We start from the raw sequence: 14,640 nt of genomic DNA, 5'->3' as shown, positions 1-14,640 counted from the left end.
CGGGAGATGGCATTCGTATTCGAGACCCACACCCTCATCAAGCCGACACAGTTTGCGTTGGAGACCTCGTAATTGCAGAGCGAGCATTTCCAGTGCTGGCAAAACATCAGGAAAAACTTTTCAACCCGACAACAATAAGGCCGAGTAGGCATTCCTTCAAGAACTATTTTATGCGCGGTGCGTCCACGCTGTCGCCCGACAGGAAGGCAATGGTTTGTTATGATGCAAAACACTCTTTTGCAATCGCGCTCGCACGTGACGTCGTCATAGCGAGCAATATAAAAGGATAGACAATGACGATCTGGAAGACGAACCTTGACCTTCCAAGCCTGAGCAGAATGCATCGCGGCACGGCTATTGACCATCTTGGCATTGAATTTACCGACTTTGGCGAAAACTGGCTGGAGGCCAGGATGCCTGTCGATAAGCGTACCATCCAGCCATTTGGCATCCTCCACGGCGGTGCGTCAGTGCTGCTGGCTGAAAGCCTCGGAAGTGCTGCAAGCAATTTTTCCATTGACAACGAAACCCATTACGCCGTGGGCCTCGATATCAATGCTAACCATGTTCGCGCAGTGCGCGAAGGCTATGTGACCGGCAAGGCGACACCCATCCACCTCGGACGTTCGACCCACGTCTGGCAAATCATGATTTATGACTCGGCCCAACGCCTTAGTTGTGTAGCGCGCCTGACGATGTCAATTCTGGAACGCAACCAGGCGTAATCGTCTACCTCTGGCTCGGCCGTTCGGTGAACTTCCTGAAATTAGGCCAATCTACTTGACTATCATTGCATTACATTTTGTCATGCAATGATAGTCAATTGGTGTACGCACGATATGCAACACCTTCGTGCCGGCATTCACCACGAATATCAGGAGGCTTCATGAGCGTCACGCCATCATCGGGCACCCCCGGCAAGTCGGACGCCCATCTCAAACCGGGCGACGAGGCCGTGGCCGGCACACCGGGCACGGGTGAGGATTTATGCCCAAATTGCAGCGGCACCGGAAAGATAAGGGATGGGGCTGCGTGTCCGATTTGCGAAGGAACCGGCCGCATTACGCAGGGCATCGGCGGAGGCTGATCGTCACGTAAACTGCCTCGGTTTTCGGCAATGCTTCGCATACTGGTTCATGTTTCATGCCGCCATTCGGCAAGTGAGGCTGGACCGGCGTAATCACACGCGTAGCGTCATCCCACGGGCTTGGTCCGGCGCCATGTGTCATGTGTCAACGCGACTATGGGTTTTGGTTCTCGTGGTATAGCAATGCGATCGCTTCTGCGGCAATGCCTTCTTCCCGGCCGAGATACCCGAGCTTTTCATTGGTTTTGGCCTTGATGTTGACTTGCGCCGTCGTCACGCCGAGTTCTTCAGCCACGTGTGCCACCATCTGTGGGATGTGCGGTGCCATTTTGGGTGCCTGGGCGATGATGGTCGCGTCCACGTTGCCGATCCGATAACCCGACTCGTTAACACGCCTGCACGCCTCGCGCAGCAGCACCCGTGAGTCTGCACCCGAGAACTGCGCGTCGGTGTCCGGGAAGTGCCGCCCGATATCGCCCAGCCCTGCCGCACCGAGAATCGCGTCCGTCACTGCATGCAACAGTACATCGGCGTCCGAATGTCCCAGCAAGCCGGTAACATGCGAAATCGTCACTCCGCCAATGATCAGCTTGCGGCCCGGGACCAGCGCGTGGCAGTCATAGCCCTGGCCGATGCGGAACGGAAGAAGACTCATGAATTTCCTTTCAAATGCAGTTCGGCCAGTGCCACGTCATGCGGCAAGGTGACCTTGAAATTGCGAGGGCTGCCTTCAACCAGCTTCGGGTGATGGCCAAGCGCTTCGATGGCGCTTGCTTCATCGGTCACGTGCGTTGCCGATTCCAGAGCATGCTTCAGCAAGCCATAACGAAACATTTGCGGTGTTTGTGCCGCCCACAGATTTTCACGCGATACCGTCTCCTGCACACGCGACTGGGCATCACTACGCTTCAACGTGTCGACTATCGGCAAGGCGAGCAAGCCGCCAATCGCATCATCCTCCAGAGTATGAACAAGCCGGTCAATCAACTCCCCGGTCAGCCCTGGACGGGCCGCGTCATGCACCAGCACCCAGTCACTGTCGGTAAGCTGATTACCGATTACCCTCAGACCGTTAAGCACGGACGCATGCCGGGTTTGTCCGCCGTGGCGCAATACGGTGACTTTGTCCTGCAAATGCGTTTGGGCGCCGAGCACGTCATCGATATAACCGTCCTCGGCGCTGACGACCACAAAGCTGTGTTCTACCAGCGGATGCAGCGCAAAGGTTTCCAGCGCATGCAGCAACATGGCCTTGCCGGCGAGCGGCAGGTATTGTTTTGGATGGTCTGCCCCCATGCGTGCACCAACGCCGGCAGCGGGAATAAGAGCAAAGTGACGTGGTGGAATCATCTGGTAAGGCGAGTAAATGCGAAGTCCAGTAAAAGTTTTAATGCGTGTTAACGTCGATTGTGTCCGGAAATGCCTGTATTTTCTCAAGCTATAGGCAGCCGTTCGGCTATGGCAAAGGGCTTGGTTTATAATCCCGTTATATTTTCTCACAGTCGCAGCGTGCTGCATTGCCTGACAAGGCGCATGCTACGGCCTCTCTGACATTCCAGATGTCGTCCGTTGATGTCGTTCGATCTAAAAAAATCCCTTCCCAAGCCCGGTAGCCGCTTCGCACTTCCGCCCGTACACGGTTCGGCGGATGCCTTCGCCCTTGCCCAGGCCGCCCTTGAACTGAAGTCGCAACAGCGCATGCTGGCAGTCATTGTCGCCAATGCAACCGATGCCCAGCGGCTGCTAGCCGAAATTTCCTGGTTTGGCGGCCAGGATTCCGGTTTGCGCTGCCATCTCTTGCCCGACTGGGAAACCCTGCCCTACGATGCTTTTTCGCCGCACCAGGACCTGGTGTCGGAAAGACTGGCAACGCTCCATGAAATCAGCAGTGGACAGTGCGATGTTTTGATCGTGCCGGCCACGACGGCACTGCTGCGCATGGCGCCGCCGTCCTTCCTCGCGGCGTACACGTTTTTCTTCAAGAAGGGTGAAACGCTCGACGAAGCAAAACTGAAATCGCAGCTGACGCTGGCTGGCTACACGCATGTGACGCAGGTCATGTCGCCTGGCGAATATTCGGTGCGTGGCGGCCTGATCGACCTGTTCCCGATGGGCTCGGCGCTGCCATACCGCCTGGACCTGTTTGGCGACACGATTGAAACCATTCGTACTTTCGATGCCGATACCCAGCGCTCGCTGTATCCTGTACATGAAGTTCGCCTGCTGCCTGGACGCGAATTTCCCATGGATGAGGCCGCGCGTACTGCCTTTCGCAGCCGCTGGCGCGAGGAATTTGAAGGCGATCCGTCGAAATCATCGATCTACAAGGATATCGGCAACGGCATTGCGTCGGCCGGCATTGAATACTATCTCCCGCTTTTCTTTGACGAGACGGCAACGCTTTTCCAGTACGTGCCGGATGACACGACCTTCGCACTGGTCGGCGACATCGAGGCGTCCATCAGACGCTTCTGGGGCGATACGCAGTCACGCTATAAATTCCTGAAAGCCGACCGGGAACGTCCACTGCTGCCACCGGAGCGTCTGTTCCTGACGGACGAGGACTTTTTCGTCCTCGCCAAACCCTACGGTCGCTGGGTAATCCAGGTTGGCGACGTCGCGTCGGCGTTGTCGGCCCCGATCCCCAACATCGCGGTGAACCGCCGTGTCGATGACCCGCTGGTCAACCTGCGTTCCTACCTTCTGCAGACCGACAGGCGCGTCATGATCTGCGCCGATTCCAACGGCCGCCGCGAGACGCTGCAGCAATATTTTGACGAGTTCAACCTGCCGCTGGCACCGTGCGAAAGCCATGCCGATTTTGCGACTTCATCGGCAAAGCTCGTGCTCGCCGTGGCGCCCTTGCAGGCTGGCTTCGAACTGAGCCAGGACCTGGGCGGCATTGCCTTCATTACCGAAACCGAGTTGTATGCAGGATCGGGACGACGGGCCGGTCGCCGCAAACAGGAAGCAGTGACCCAGGTCGAGTATATGGTGCGCGACCTGTCCGAGCTCAAGGTCGGTGATCCGGTAGTGCACGTCAATCATGGTATCGGCCGGTACATGGGCCTGATCAGCATGGACCTTGGCGAAGGCGAAGCGGAATTCCTGCATCTGGAATATGCGAAGGAAACCAAGCTGTACGTGCCGGTTTCGCAATTGCATGTGATTTCCAGGTATTCCGGCGCATCGCCCGACGAAGCGCCCTTGCATACGCTCGGTTCGGGTCAGTGGGAAAAGGCAAAAAAGAAAGCCGCCCAGCAGATACGTGATACAGCGGCCGAACTGCTCAACCTGTATGCCCGCCGGGCTGCGCGCCAGGGCCACGCCTTCCAGTATTCGGCGCGCGACTACGAAACTTTCGCCGAAAGCTTCGGATTTGAAGAAACGCCGGACCAGGGTGCCGCCATCAATGCCGTGATCAAGGATATGACCAGCGGCAAACCGATGGACCGGCTGATCTGCGGCGATGTTGGCTTTGGCAAGACCGAGGTGGCGCTACGTGCGGCGTTCGTCGCCGTCATGGGTGGCAAGCAGGTTGCCATTCTTGCCCCCACCACACTGCTGGCGGAGCAACATGCGCAAACCTTCGCTGACCGTTTTGCAGATTGGCCCGTCAAGATTGCAGAATTGTCGCGTTTCCGCACCGGCAAGGAAGTCACTCAGGCGATCAAAGGTATGGCCGACGGCACTGTAGACGTCGTGATCGGCACGCACAAACTGCTTTCCAACGATGTGAAATTTTCGCGCCTGGGCCTCGTGATCATTGACGAGGAACACCGCTTCGGTGTGCGTCAGAAGGAAGCGCTCAAGGCACTGCGTGCGGAAGTCGATGTACTGACGCTGACTGCGACACCGATTCCCCGGACACTCGGGATGGCGCTTGAAGGCTTGCGGGATTTTTCGGTGATTGCAACCGCGCCGCAAAAGCGCCTGGCGATCAAGACCTTTGTTCGCCGAGAAGACGATTCGGTAGTGCGCGAAGCCTGCCTGCGCGAGCTTAAGCGCGGGGGACAAGTGTACTTCCTGCACAATGAAGTCGAGACCATCCTTAATCGCAAGGCGATGCTGGAAGGCCTGCTACCGGAAGCGCGGGTCGCGGTCGCACACGGGCAGATGCACGAGCGCGACCTTGAGAAGGTCATGCGGGATTTCGTTGCGCAGCGTTTCAACATCCTGCTGTGCACGACCATTATCGAAACCGGTATCGACGTGCCGACGGCGAATACCATCATCATGCACCGGGCCGACAAGTTCGGCCTGGCGCAGCTGCACCAGCTGCGCGGTCGCGTCGGTCGTTCGCACCATCAGGCCTATGCTTACCTGCTGGTGCACGATGTGCAGGGACTGAGCAAGCAGGCGCAGCGCCGCCTGGAAGCCATCCAGCAGATGGAAGAACTGGGTAGCGGCTTTTACCTGGCAATGCACGACCTGGAAATCCGTGGCGCGGGCGAAGTCCTCGGTGAAAACCAGTCCGGTGAAATGCAGGAGATTGGTTTTCAGCTTTACTCGGACATGCTCAACGAGGCGGTGCGCTCGCTCAAGAATGGCAAGGAGCCGGATCTGGCCGCGCCCTTGTCCACCACAACGGAAATCAACCTGCACGTACCTGCCCTGCTCCCACAGGACTATTGCGGCGATGTGCATGAGCGGCTGTCGCTGTACAAGCGGCTCGCCAACTGCGAAACGCAGAACGCAATCGACGATTTGCAGGAGGAACTGATCGACCGTTTCGGCAAGATGCCGGAGCCGGCCAAGGCGCTGATCGAAACCCACCGGCTGCGGATCGCCGCCATTCCGGCAGGTATTGTTAAAATCGATGCCCATGCCGAATCAGCGGTGCTCCAGTTCTGCCCTAATCCACCAATTGAAGCAATGCGCATCATCGAGCTGGTACAGAAGAACCGGCAGGTCAAGCTGAATGGCCAGGACAAGCTGCGCATCACCGCCAACATGCCGGATCTTGCGGCGCGGGTGACGCAGGTCAAGGCCACGATACGGTCGCTGATCGGTTAAGCGATCGTATGAATGTTAACTTTTAAACTCTTTCGATGAATCTTATTCTCCAGGGCCTCTCGGTCGACCATTCCACCATCGAGCGTATTGCCCGGCTCGTCAACGGCAAGCACATCACGGTCTTGCATGACAATGTCTTCCGCTGCGAAGAGGTGCAGTTTTCCGAATCACTGAAGGCCGAGGTGGATAGCGCCTGTTTCGCCGCTCAGCTTGATTATGCGTTCACCGAACCAGGTCGAAAGCTAAGCGATTTCCGGTTGGTTGCGATGGACATGGATTCCACCGTGATCACGATAGAATGCATTGACGAGATCGCTGACATGCAAGGCTTGAAACCGCAGGTTGCCGAGATCACAGAGGCGGCGATGCGTGGCGAAATCGAATTTCGCGAGAGCCTGACCCGCCGAGTCGCTCTACTCAAGGGACTGGATGCCAGCGCTTTGCAGCGTGTCTATGATGAGAGGCTGAAGCTTTCCCCCGGTGCGGAACGCATGCTTGCCGCAGTAAAGGCTGCGGGTTTGAAAACCTTGCTAGTATCCGGCGGATTTACCTTCTTTACCGACCGCATGAAAACCCGCCTTGGACTGGATGTTACCCATTCCAATACACTGGAAATTGCCGACGGTAAACTGACTGGCCGTGTCGTGGGCGGCATTGTCGACGCCGATGAGAAACAACGTACGGTGGAACGTGTGTGCCAGGAAATTGGTTGTTCTCCGCGTCAGGCCATTGTGATGGGTGACGGTGCCAATGATCTGAAAATGATGGGTATTGCCGGCATGTCGGTCGCGTTCCGCGCCAAACCCGTTGTACGCGCGCAAGCAGATGTGGCCTTGAATTTTGTTGGACTCGACGGAATCTTATCTTTGTTTGAATGATCTTTTTGGGTATGGCAGCCGATATCGCGCCCCGTACTCATTCATCAAGGAAACCAAATGGCCCAAGAACTCGTTTTCGACAGCAAACTGCAGTCCAACAAAAGCCTGGCATGGTGGCTATATATCATTCACGGCGTCAGCTTTGCCTTCTCACTTGGCGCATTTTCCTGGATTCCCCTGATCATCAATTACGTCAAGAAAGATGACGCAAGGGGTACCTTCGTCGAAAGCCATCATCGCTGGCAGATCCGGTCTTTCTGGTGGTATTTGTTCTGGATGCTCGTTGGCGGCGTGCTATTTCTTACCGTCATCGGCATCCCCATCGCCTGGCTGGTATGGACAGGTGCCTGGGTATGGAAAGCTTATCGTCTGATCAAGGGCATTATCGATCTGAACGATAACAAGGCCATGCCAATTTAAACGGGTTGACCCGCTAAACCTGAGTGGATTTCATCGTGGTGTACGGAGAATCGGGTCGACCTGGCGTGCAGGACAAGGCGCGCGAAGTGCCGTGTGGCGGGCCACACAAGCGACAAGCAACGCTACACACGATGAAATCCGCTCTAAGTGGACAGGGCCGGCTGTGTCCCTGTCCATATGGACTTTATTTGGCGCCTATCCGAGTGCGCTGAACGCCTGTTCGATGTCCGCAATAAGATCGCCTGGCTCTTCAAGTCCGATATTGAAACGGACCAGTTGCCCGCTTCCCTGCCAATTGCTACGCATGTTCTGAATACGGTATGGAATACACAGGCTGTTCGCCCCGCCCCAGCTGAAACCGATCTTGAAGAGCTTGAGGCTGTCGACGAAGCGATCAGTCTGGGCCTCGCTGTAGCGCTCATTGAAGACGACCGAAAATAATCCTCCTGCGCCGGTAAAGTCGCGCTTCCAGTTGAGGTGCCCCGGACAATCTTCGAAAGCCGGATGCAGTACACGGCTGATTTCAGGCCTGGCTTTCAGCCAAGCCGCCACCTTGCGTGCACCGGCATCGTGCGCTTCGAAGCGGAGTTTCATGGTCGGCAATCCGCGTAGCACCAGATAGGTATCGTCGGCACTGACACCGAATCCAAGGCGCATATGGGCCATTTCAATCCGGTGGATCAATTCCTTGTCCTGCGTGATGACCGCGCCCATCAGCACATCGGAGCCGCCTGATTGATATTTGGTCAAGGCATGCATCACGATGTCGACGCCGTGATCGAAGGCACGGAAAGCCAGTCCGGCAGACCAGGTATTATCGATGGCGACATGGATATCCTGACCAGCGGCTCTTTTCTCGCGGACTATTTTTGTCATCGCCGGAATGTCGGGTACTTCCATGGATACCGAACCGGGAGCCTCGGTCCATATCAGGCGGGTGTTCGGCTGAATCAGCTCGGCGATGCCGGCGCCAATCAAGGGATCGTAGTAACGGGCGGTGATGCCGTAGTCGCGCGTCAGCCAGCGACCAAGTTCGCGGTTCGGATTGTAGACGTTGTCGGGAAGCAGAACATCGTCACCGGTCTTGAGCAAGGCAAAGTCCACCATGGCGATTGCGGCCAACCCACTCGGTGCGAGCAGACAATGGTTGCCGCCCTCGATTTCGGCGAGACGGCCCTCAAGTGTGAAAGTGGTGGGCGTGCCGTGCAGGCCATAGGTATAGGCATTCTTTTCCTGCCAGTTGCGCGAACGCATTGCCGCGACGTCCTTGAAGAGGACTGTCGATGCATGATGAATCGCGGTCGGGAATGCCCCAAAGCCCGAGGGCGCCACATAGTCGGAATGAATGAGTGAAGTCTGTATCGATTTCCGGTCAGTCACGCGTATTCTCCGCTGGATGGCTTATTGGTTATTGTCGGGACGGCATCGCAGTTTTTCCGTTTGAGGCAGATTTTTGCTTCGCCTTTTCTTCAGTACGCACCACGCGCAGAGTGAACGGCTTCTTGATCTTGCCGTCCGCCGACTGCCACTCGCCGCTGATGGTATTGTCCGCGAGTTTACCGTCCCACTGGCCGGATACATCCGTGCCGTTTTCGGATTCTTCCATGAACAGATATTCACCGTCGATTTCGCCGGCCAGGAGAATGTTCTGCGAGCGTCCGAAGTAGAAGTACTCTCCTTCCACGCCGTCCTCCATCTGCTCCTTGGTGCGCAGGCTGACTTGAATATCCCCGTCACCCAGCTTGCCGCGCAGTGTAACGGGTTTGACGAAGGCGGCTTTGCCGTTCAGCGTTGTTGCCGGTACGGCCTGAGCCTGACCTTCGGCGGCATGAGCAAATGGCGCGGACATCACAATGGCAGCCGCCAGCAGCGGCTTGACGAACATCCTGATCATCAGGCCTCCGCCCACAGGTCGTGCGCATCGGCGGCAGTGACGCGCACGTCGACAAATTCGCCGACTTTCAGTTTGAGATGTGGCTCGTAGGGGGGCTTCACGTAGACCACGCCGTCGATTTCCGGGGCATCGGCAACCGTCCGGCCGACGCCGCCGTTCGGGCCCACTTCATCGAGCAGCACGCGCACGGTGGTGCCAACCTTCGATTGCAGGCGTTTTTTGGAAATACCTTCCTGCAGTTCCATGACGCGGGCACGGCGTTCTTCCCGGACTTCTTCGGGAACGGGATTGGCAAGCTCATTTGCCGTAGCGCCTTCTACCGGTGAATAGGCGAAACACCCGAGTCTGTCGATCTCGGCTTCCTTCAGGAAGTCGAGCAGGTACTGAAATTCTTCTTCCGTCTCGCCAGGGAAACCGGCAATGAACGTGGAGCGTATCGTCAGTTCCGGGCACATCTTGCGCCATGCCTGAATGCGATCAAGGTTCTTTTCGCCATTTGCCGGGCGCTTCATGCGCTTGAGCACATCCGGATGCGCATGTTGCAGCGGCACGTCCAGGTAGGGCAGCACGCGACCTTCAGCCATCATCGGGATGACATCATCGACGTGCGGATAGGGATAGACGTAGTGCAGGCGGACCCATGCGCCGTATTGCGCGGCCAGCTCGCCAAGCGCGCCCACCAGTTGTGTCATATGGGTACGTACGGGTTTGCCGTTCCAGAAACCGGTGCGGAACTTGACGTCGACGCCATAGGCGCTGGTGTCCTGCGAGATGACCAGCAATTCCTTTACGCCGGCCTTGAACAGGTTCTCCGCTTCGAGCATCACGTCGGCAATCGGGCGCGACACCAGGTCACCACGCATCGACGGGATGATGCAGAAGCTGCAGCGATGGTTGCAGCCTTCGGAAATCTTGAGGTAAGCGTAATGTTTCGGCGTCAGTTTGACGCCTTGTGCCGGGACCAGGGAGGTGAAGGGATCATGCGGCTTGGGAAGATGTTTGTGCACGGCAGCCATCACCTCGCCGACAGCATGCGGGCCGGTGACTTCGAGCACCTTGGGGTGCACACTCTGAATAATGTCGTTGCCGGCGGCATCCTTCTTCGCGCCAAGGCAACCGGTCACGATGACCTTACCGTTTTCGTTGAGCGCTTCGCCGATGGCGTCCAGCGATTCCTGCACCGCGGCGTCGATGAACCCGCAGGTGTTGACGATGACGAGGTCAGCGCCATCGTAAGACTTGGCGGTGTCATAACCTTCGGCGCGCAGCTGGGTGAGGATTTGTTCGGAGTCGACGAGCGCCTTGGGACAACCGAGCGATACAAAGCCGACTTTAGGGGAGGAGGAAGCGTTGGACATGAAGGAAAAGGGCACAAAAGCGTAATCCGCTATTGTACCCCGTCAGGGATGGTTTCCCATTCACGCAAATCTCCGCAACCCTTGCTCTTCCATCAACGCTGCGGTCCTATCCATTTCCATGGCAATTCTGGCAGCGTTATCGGCTCTGTTTCCGGTCTTATACCAATCCCAACCCATAACGCACCATGAGATCGCGTCTTTTTCCGCCTGCCTGCGTTGCACTCGTCGTCAATAGCTCGCTATTGACTCCTCCTATTTGTCACGTTATAGCTTGGGATTGGTATTACTTCTTTGTATTGTCCGGCGGCGGGAACGGGAAAGTCCCGAACATGTTCTTTGTCTGGCTTTGCATCTGGTCCTGCATCTGCATGAACAGGTTCTTGCTCTGTTCGATGTAGTTGCTCATCATTCCTTGCATCATGGGGCCCTGAACATTCATGAACTGAGTCCACATTTCCTGGCTGAAAGGCTTGCCTTCATAGAAACCCTTGGAGCTTTCGGCCAGCTTGTTCTGAATGTCGATAAAGGCCTGGATGTTCTTTTCCAGATAAGAGCCCATCATTCCCTGCATGGCATGGCCATAGTAGCGAATGATTTGCGACAGTGCGCCGCTGGAAAACATTGGTGTGCCGTTGGCCTCTTCTTCCAGAATGATCTGCAAAAGAATCGCGCGGGTCAGGTCTTCTTCGGTCTTGGCATCGACGACGGTGAATTCTTCGTTGTCGAGGACTAATTGCTTTACATCAGCGAGCGTGATGTAGGAACTGGTTTGTGTGTCATACAGACGGCGGTTCGGATACTTCTTGATCAAGCGCTCGGAAAGCTTTTTTGCACTATTCATCGAAAATTCCAGTTATTGCGTCGCAACGCGTCGATGCCGTTTTATCTGAAAAGCGAACAACCGTTCGCTCTGCTTACTTTTATTATAGTGCGAAAAAACAAAGATTTACGCAACTATTGTCAAGAGGTTACCCGGTTATTGCAATGCGTTTGCGAAAAATCCTGCCTGATGGCATTGCTTGATAGAGTTTCCTTTACTTAACAGTTTGCCGCATCCTGTATGTTGTGCCAACTACCTGAAATTGCCGGAAGGACGGGCCACGGCCGGCCCTGTCCAGTCGCTCAATGGTCGGCTTTTACCTTTACATAACGGCCTGGCGCAGGCTCGATCTGCGTATATTTTGTATTACCGTATTTCTTCGGGGCAGGAACCTGCTTGCCCCCGTACTGTTTCAGGAATTCCGCCCATTCCGGCCACCAGCTGCCTGGCTGCTCCTTGGCGGCCGCCATCCATTCATCCGCAGAATCCGCATTCACATCGCTGATCCAATGACTGCGCTTCTTTTTCGCCGGTGGATTGATGACGCCCGCGATATGCCCGGACGCGCCGAGCACAAAGCGATTGCGGTCGCGTTTTTTGGGGTTCAGCAGCTTGGTCGATTCGTAGGCCGATGTCCACGGCACGATATGGTCTTCGCGCGAACCGTAAATAAAGGTAGGCGCATCGATCTTCGCAAGGTCGATCGGCTCGCCAGCGACCTGTGTCTTTCCCGGTACCCGCAAATTGTTTTCGAGGTACATATTGCGCAGGTACCAGCAAAACATCGGACCAGGCAAGTTCGTGCTATCGGCATTCCAGTAAAGCAGATCGAATGGCGGTGGTTCTTCACCCTTCAGGTAATTGGCCTTCACGTAATTCCAGACCAGGTCGTTCGGACGCAGGCTGGAAAACGCAGACGCGAAGTCACGCCCCGGCATCAGGCCACCATGTCCGATCGCCTGCTCGCGCATCGCCACCTGCGCCTCGTCCACAAAGACCTCGATCACACCGGTATCGGAAAAGTCGAGGAACGTAGTCAGCAAGGTAAGGCTGGCAACCGGCTTTTCACCGCGCGCAAACAGCAGTGACAGCGCTGTCGAGAGCAATGTGCCGCCGACGCAGAAACCCAGTGCATTGATCTGATCCTGACCGGAGATTTCCTGCACGACGTTGATGGCTTTGACGACACCCTGCAAGATGTAGTCATCCCAGGTTGCCTGTGCCAGAGATTTGTCCGGGTTGACCCACGAAACCAGGAACACGGTATGGCCTTGCTCGACAGCGTAGCGGACCAGTGAGTTTTCAGGCTGCAGATCAAGGATGTAGTATTTGTTGATGCAAGGCGGCACCAGCAGTAATGGGCGCTCGTACACCGATTTTGTCAGCGGCTTGTACTGGATCAGCTGGAAAAATTCATTTTCGAAGACGACTGCGCCTTCGCTCGTGGCCACGTTTCGGCCGACCTCGAATGCGGATTCGTCAGTCTGCGAGATACGCCCCTTCTGCATGTCTTCGAGCATATGGGCAATCCCTTTGGTAAGGCTTTGCCCTTTTGTCTCGATGATTTTCTGCTGTGCTTCCGGATTGGTCACCAGGAAGTTCGCCGGCGACATCGCATCGACCATTTGTTGCACTGCGAAACGAATCTTCTGCTTTGCGCGGGGCGCCGCTTCGACGGAGTCCGCAAGTGCCATCAAGAACCGTGCGTTCAAGAGGTAGGCTGCCGCATTGAAGGCGAACATCGGGTTGGAATGCCACTCGGGCGAAGTGAAACGCCTGTCTCCGATTGCCGGTGCCTTTGCGTTCAGCATTTCCTGCCAGAGTGAAGTCATCTGCTGCATGTAATCGCTTTGCAGCCTGGACAGCGTTGACGGGTCGATGGTCGCGCCGAATTCCTTTACTGTTGCGGTAATCGGCTTGGTATCGAGCGGCGCGGCTTGTGTCCAGGCTTTCCAGGCATTGGGATCGGAAAACTGGGCCATCCATGCCTGCGGGTCCATCTGAGGCGGGAACATATTATTCATGTCTGCATCTCTTTTTTCGCGTAAGGTTACGGTTTGATTGAATGCCTTGAACTGCTATGTATATCGTCGCCATCGCATGGATTTATGTTGTTCTGATGATGTCCATCACCGAACATTCGGTCGTCGCCGGTGTGATGACCTTCCTGCTCTATGGCGTTCTGCCCTTGTTAATCATTTTATACTTGATGGACGCCCCACGGCGCAAGCGCAAGCGTGCGGCAGATGAAAAATTGCTACGGGAAGAAGAAATGAAGGTCCAGGCGTGCATTCCACCGCAGATGGATGAAAAGACTTGATTAACGGCCTGCTTGATTAACAAGGTTTGATTTAAGTTGATTCAGGGCATCGTCAGCGTTTGCATTGCGCTGAACCTTTATTTAAGCCAGATCAGAGAGACCATCCTGCCCGTAACACCATCCCGGCGATAAGAATAAAACCGGGCCGGGTCACTGACGGTACACAAATCGCCACCGAAAACCTCGCTCACTCCCGCGTTGGCAAGGCGCCGGCGAGCCAGCGCATAGATATCTGCGAGATATTTACCGGCCCTGCCTTCAATGGCTCTGAATGCCGCGGTCGTTTCCGGGTCGGGAACGACGAATGCATCAAACACATCCTGTCCCACCTCGAATGCATTGGGCCCGATGGCCGGTCCCAGCCAGGCCATCAGCGATCCCGCCCCTGCATCGCCCATACGGGCAACCGTCTTTTCAAGTATCCCATTCGCCAACCCGCGCCAACCTGCATGGGCAGCACCCACCACGCGTCCATCCAGGTCGCACAAGAGCACCGGTAAACAATCCGCTGTCTGAATGACGCAGACTACCCCGGGTGTGCTGGAAATGCAGGCATCCGCATTCGGTACGACCCCATGAAGGCTTGCGGCATCGACGACTGTCGTGCCATGAACCTGAGACAGCCATGCTGGGTCCGATGGCAAAAATGTTCTCAGCAATGCCCGGTTGCGATCGACCGCCTTCGGCCGGTCGCCGACGTGAGTGCCAAGATTAAGCCCTCCCCCAGCCTTGCCATCGTCATACGGTACCGTGCTGACTCCGCCGCAACGGGTCGTGGACAGCGAGCCGACGGATGCAGGGGCGTTCCATTGCGGACGGATGGGTTCGGGCGAGGCCATGGAAATCC

The 14,640-nt window shown here is 56.2% G+C and carries 14 protein-coding genes; 6 read left to right on the top strand and 8 right to left on the bottom strand.

From position 1 onward, the window contains the following. The first annotated feature begins 293 nt into the window (after window positions 1–293). Window positions 294–725 carry a hotdog fold thioesterase gene (locus ASE07_RS23315; protein WP_057293214.1) on the top strand — a complete coding sequence of 144 codons (432 nt, stop codon included), beginning with the start codon at window positions 294–296 and terminating at the stop codon, window positions 723–725. A gap of 161 nt (window positions 726–886) precedes the next feature. Further along, window positions 887–1,087, top strand: coding sequence for a hypothetical protein (locus ASE07_RS23310; RefSeq protein ID WP_057293213.1), 201 nt, complete (start codon window positions 887–889; stop codon window positions 1,085–1,087). Window positions 1,088–1,241: 154 nt separating this feature from the next. Here ASE07_RS23310 and ispF read toward each other — a convergent pair whose 3' ends face one another. Together ispF and ispD are read right to left on the bottom strand one after the other, a co-directional pair. After that, window positions 1,242–1,742, bottom strand: a complete 501-nt coding sequence (ispF, locus tag ASE07_RS23305; RefSeq protein WP_057293212.1) for a 2-C-methyl-D-erythritol 2,4-cyclodiphosphate synthase — start codon at window positions 1,740–1,742, stop codon at window positions 1,242–1,244. Continuing rightward, window positions 1,739–2,437 (bottom strand): 2-C-methyl-D-erythritol 4-phosphate cytidylyltransferase, encoded by a 699-nt coding sequence (gene ispD, locus ASE07_RS23300; protein WP_057293211.1) that lies wholly within the window; start codon window positions 2,435–2,437, stop codon window positions 1,739–1,741. The genes ispF and ispD overlap by 4 nt, the downstream gene beginning before the upstream one ends. 222 nt (window positions 2,438–2,659) lie before the next feature. Between ispD and mfd the strand changes: the two genes are divergently transcribed. Genes mfd through ASE07_RS23285 form a run of 3 tightly spaced genes read left to right on the top strand, consistent with a single transcriptional unit; the run spans window position 2,660 to window position 7,401 of the window. Beyond that, the gene (gene mfd, locus ASE07_RS23295; RefSeq protein ID WP_057293210.1) at window positions 2,660–6,103 is read left to right on the top strand and encodes a transcription-repair coupling factor; all 3,444 of its coding nucleotides are present in this window, start codon (window positions 2,660–2,662) and stop codon (window positions 6,101–6,103) included. A 35-nt stretch (window positions 6,104–6,138) separates the two neighbouring features. Beyond that, a complete protein-coding gene (gene serB, locus ASE07_RS23290) occupies window positions 6,139–6,981 on the top strand; it encodes a phosphoserine phosphatase SerB (protein WP_057293209.1) in 843 nt (280 codons plus the stop codon). Window positions 6,982–7,038: 57 nt separating this feature from the next. After that, complete coding sequence (locus ASE07_RS23285) at window positions 7,039–7,401, top strand: DUF4870 family protein (protein WP_057293208.1); 363 nt, start codon at window positions 7,039–7,041, stop codon at window positions 7,399–7,401. 195 nt (window positions 7,402–7,596) lie between these two features. Here the strand turns inward: ASE07_RS23285 and ASE07_RS23280 are convergent, their stop codons facing one another. From ASE07_RS23280 to phaC, 5 genes are all read right to left on the bottom strand, one after another. After that, window positions 7,597–8,781: a cystathionine beta-lyase gene (locus tag ASE07_RS23280; protein WP_057293207.1), complete on the bottom strand. Its 1,185-nt coding sequence runs from the start codon at window positions 8,779–8,781 to the stop codon at window positions 7,597–7,599. A 28-nt stretch (window positions 8,782–8,809) separates the two neighbouring features. After that, window positions 8,810–9,286, bottom strand: coding sequence for a hypothetical protein (locus ASE07_RS23275; RefSeq protein WP_082584440.1), 477 nt, complete (start codon window positions 9,284–9,286; stop codon window positions 8,810–8,812). Between the two features lie 8 nt (window positions 9,287–9,294). Further along, window positions 9,295–10,653, bottom strand: a complete 1,359-nt coding sequence (gene rimO, locus ASE07_RS23270) for a 30S ribosomal protein S12 methylthiotransferase RimO (RefSeq protein WP_057293205.1) — start codon at window positions 10,651–10,653, stop codon at window positions 9,295–9,297. A gap of 283 nt (window positions 10,654–10,936) precedes the next feature. Continuing rightward, window positions 10,937–11,494 (bottom strand): polyhydroxyalkanoate synthesis repressor PhaR, encoded by a 558-nt coding sequence (gene phaR / locus ASE07_RS23265; protein ID WP_057293204.1) that lies wholly within the window; start codon window positions 11,492–11,494, stop codon window positions 10,937–10,939. Between the two features lie 281 nt (window positions 11,495–11,775). Further along, a complete protein-coding gene (phaC, locus tag ASE07_RS23260; protein ID WP_235548583.1) occupies window positions 11,776–13,497 on the bottom strand; it encodes a class I poly(R)-hydroxyalkanoic acid synthase in 1,722 nt (573 codons plus the stop codon). 56 nt (window positions 13,498–13,553) lie between these two features. Between phaC and ASE07_RS23255 the strand changes: the two genes are divergently transcribed. Then, the gene (locus ASE07_RS23255; protein WP_057293203.1) at window positions 13,554–13,793 is read left to right on the top strand and encodes a hypothetical protein; all 240 of its coding nucleotides are present in this window, start codon (window positions 13,554–13,556) and stop codon (window positions 13,791–13,793) included. A gap of 77 nt (window positions 13,794–13,870) precedes the next feature. Here the strand turns inward: ASE07_RS23255 and pgeF are convergent, their stop codons facing one another. After that, window positions 13,871–14,632 (bottom strand): peptidoglycan editing factor PgeF, encoded by a 762-nt coding sequence (pgeF, locus tag ASE07_RS23250; RefSeq protein ID WP_057293202.1) that lies wholly within the window; start codon window positions 14,630–14,632, stop codon window positions 13,871–13,873. Window positions 14,633–14,640 lie beyond the last annotated feature (8 nt).

Source organism: Noviherbaspirillum sp. Root189, assembly GCF_001428545.1.
GTDB lineage: Bacteria > Pseudomonadota > Gammaproteobacteria > Burkholderiales > Burkholderiaceae_D > Noviherbaspirillum.
This window is presented reverse-complemented; position numbering and strand designations above follow the sequence as displayed.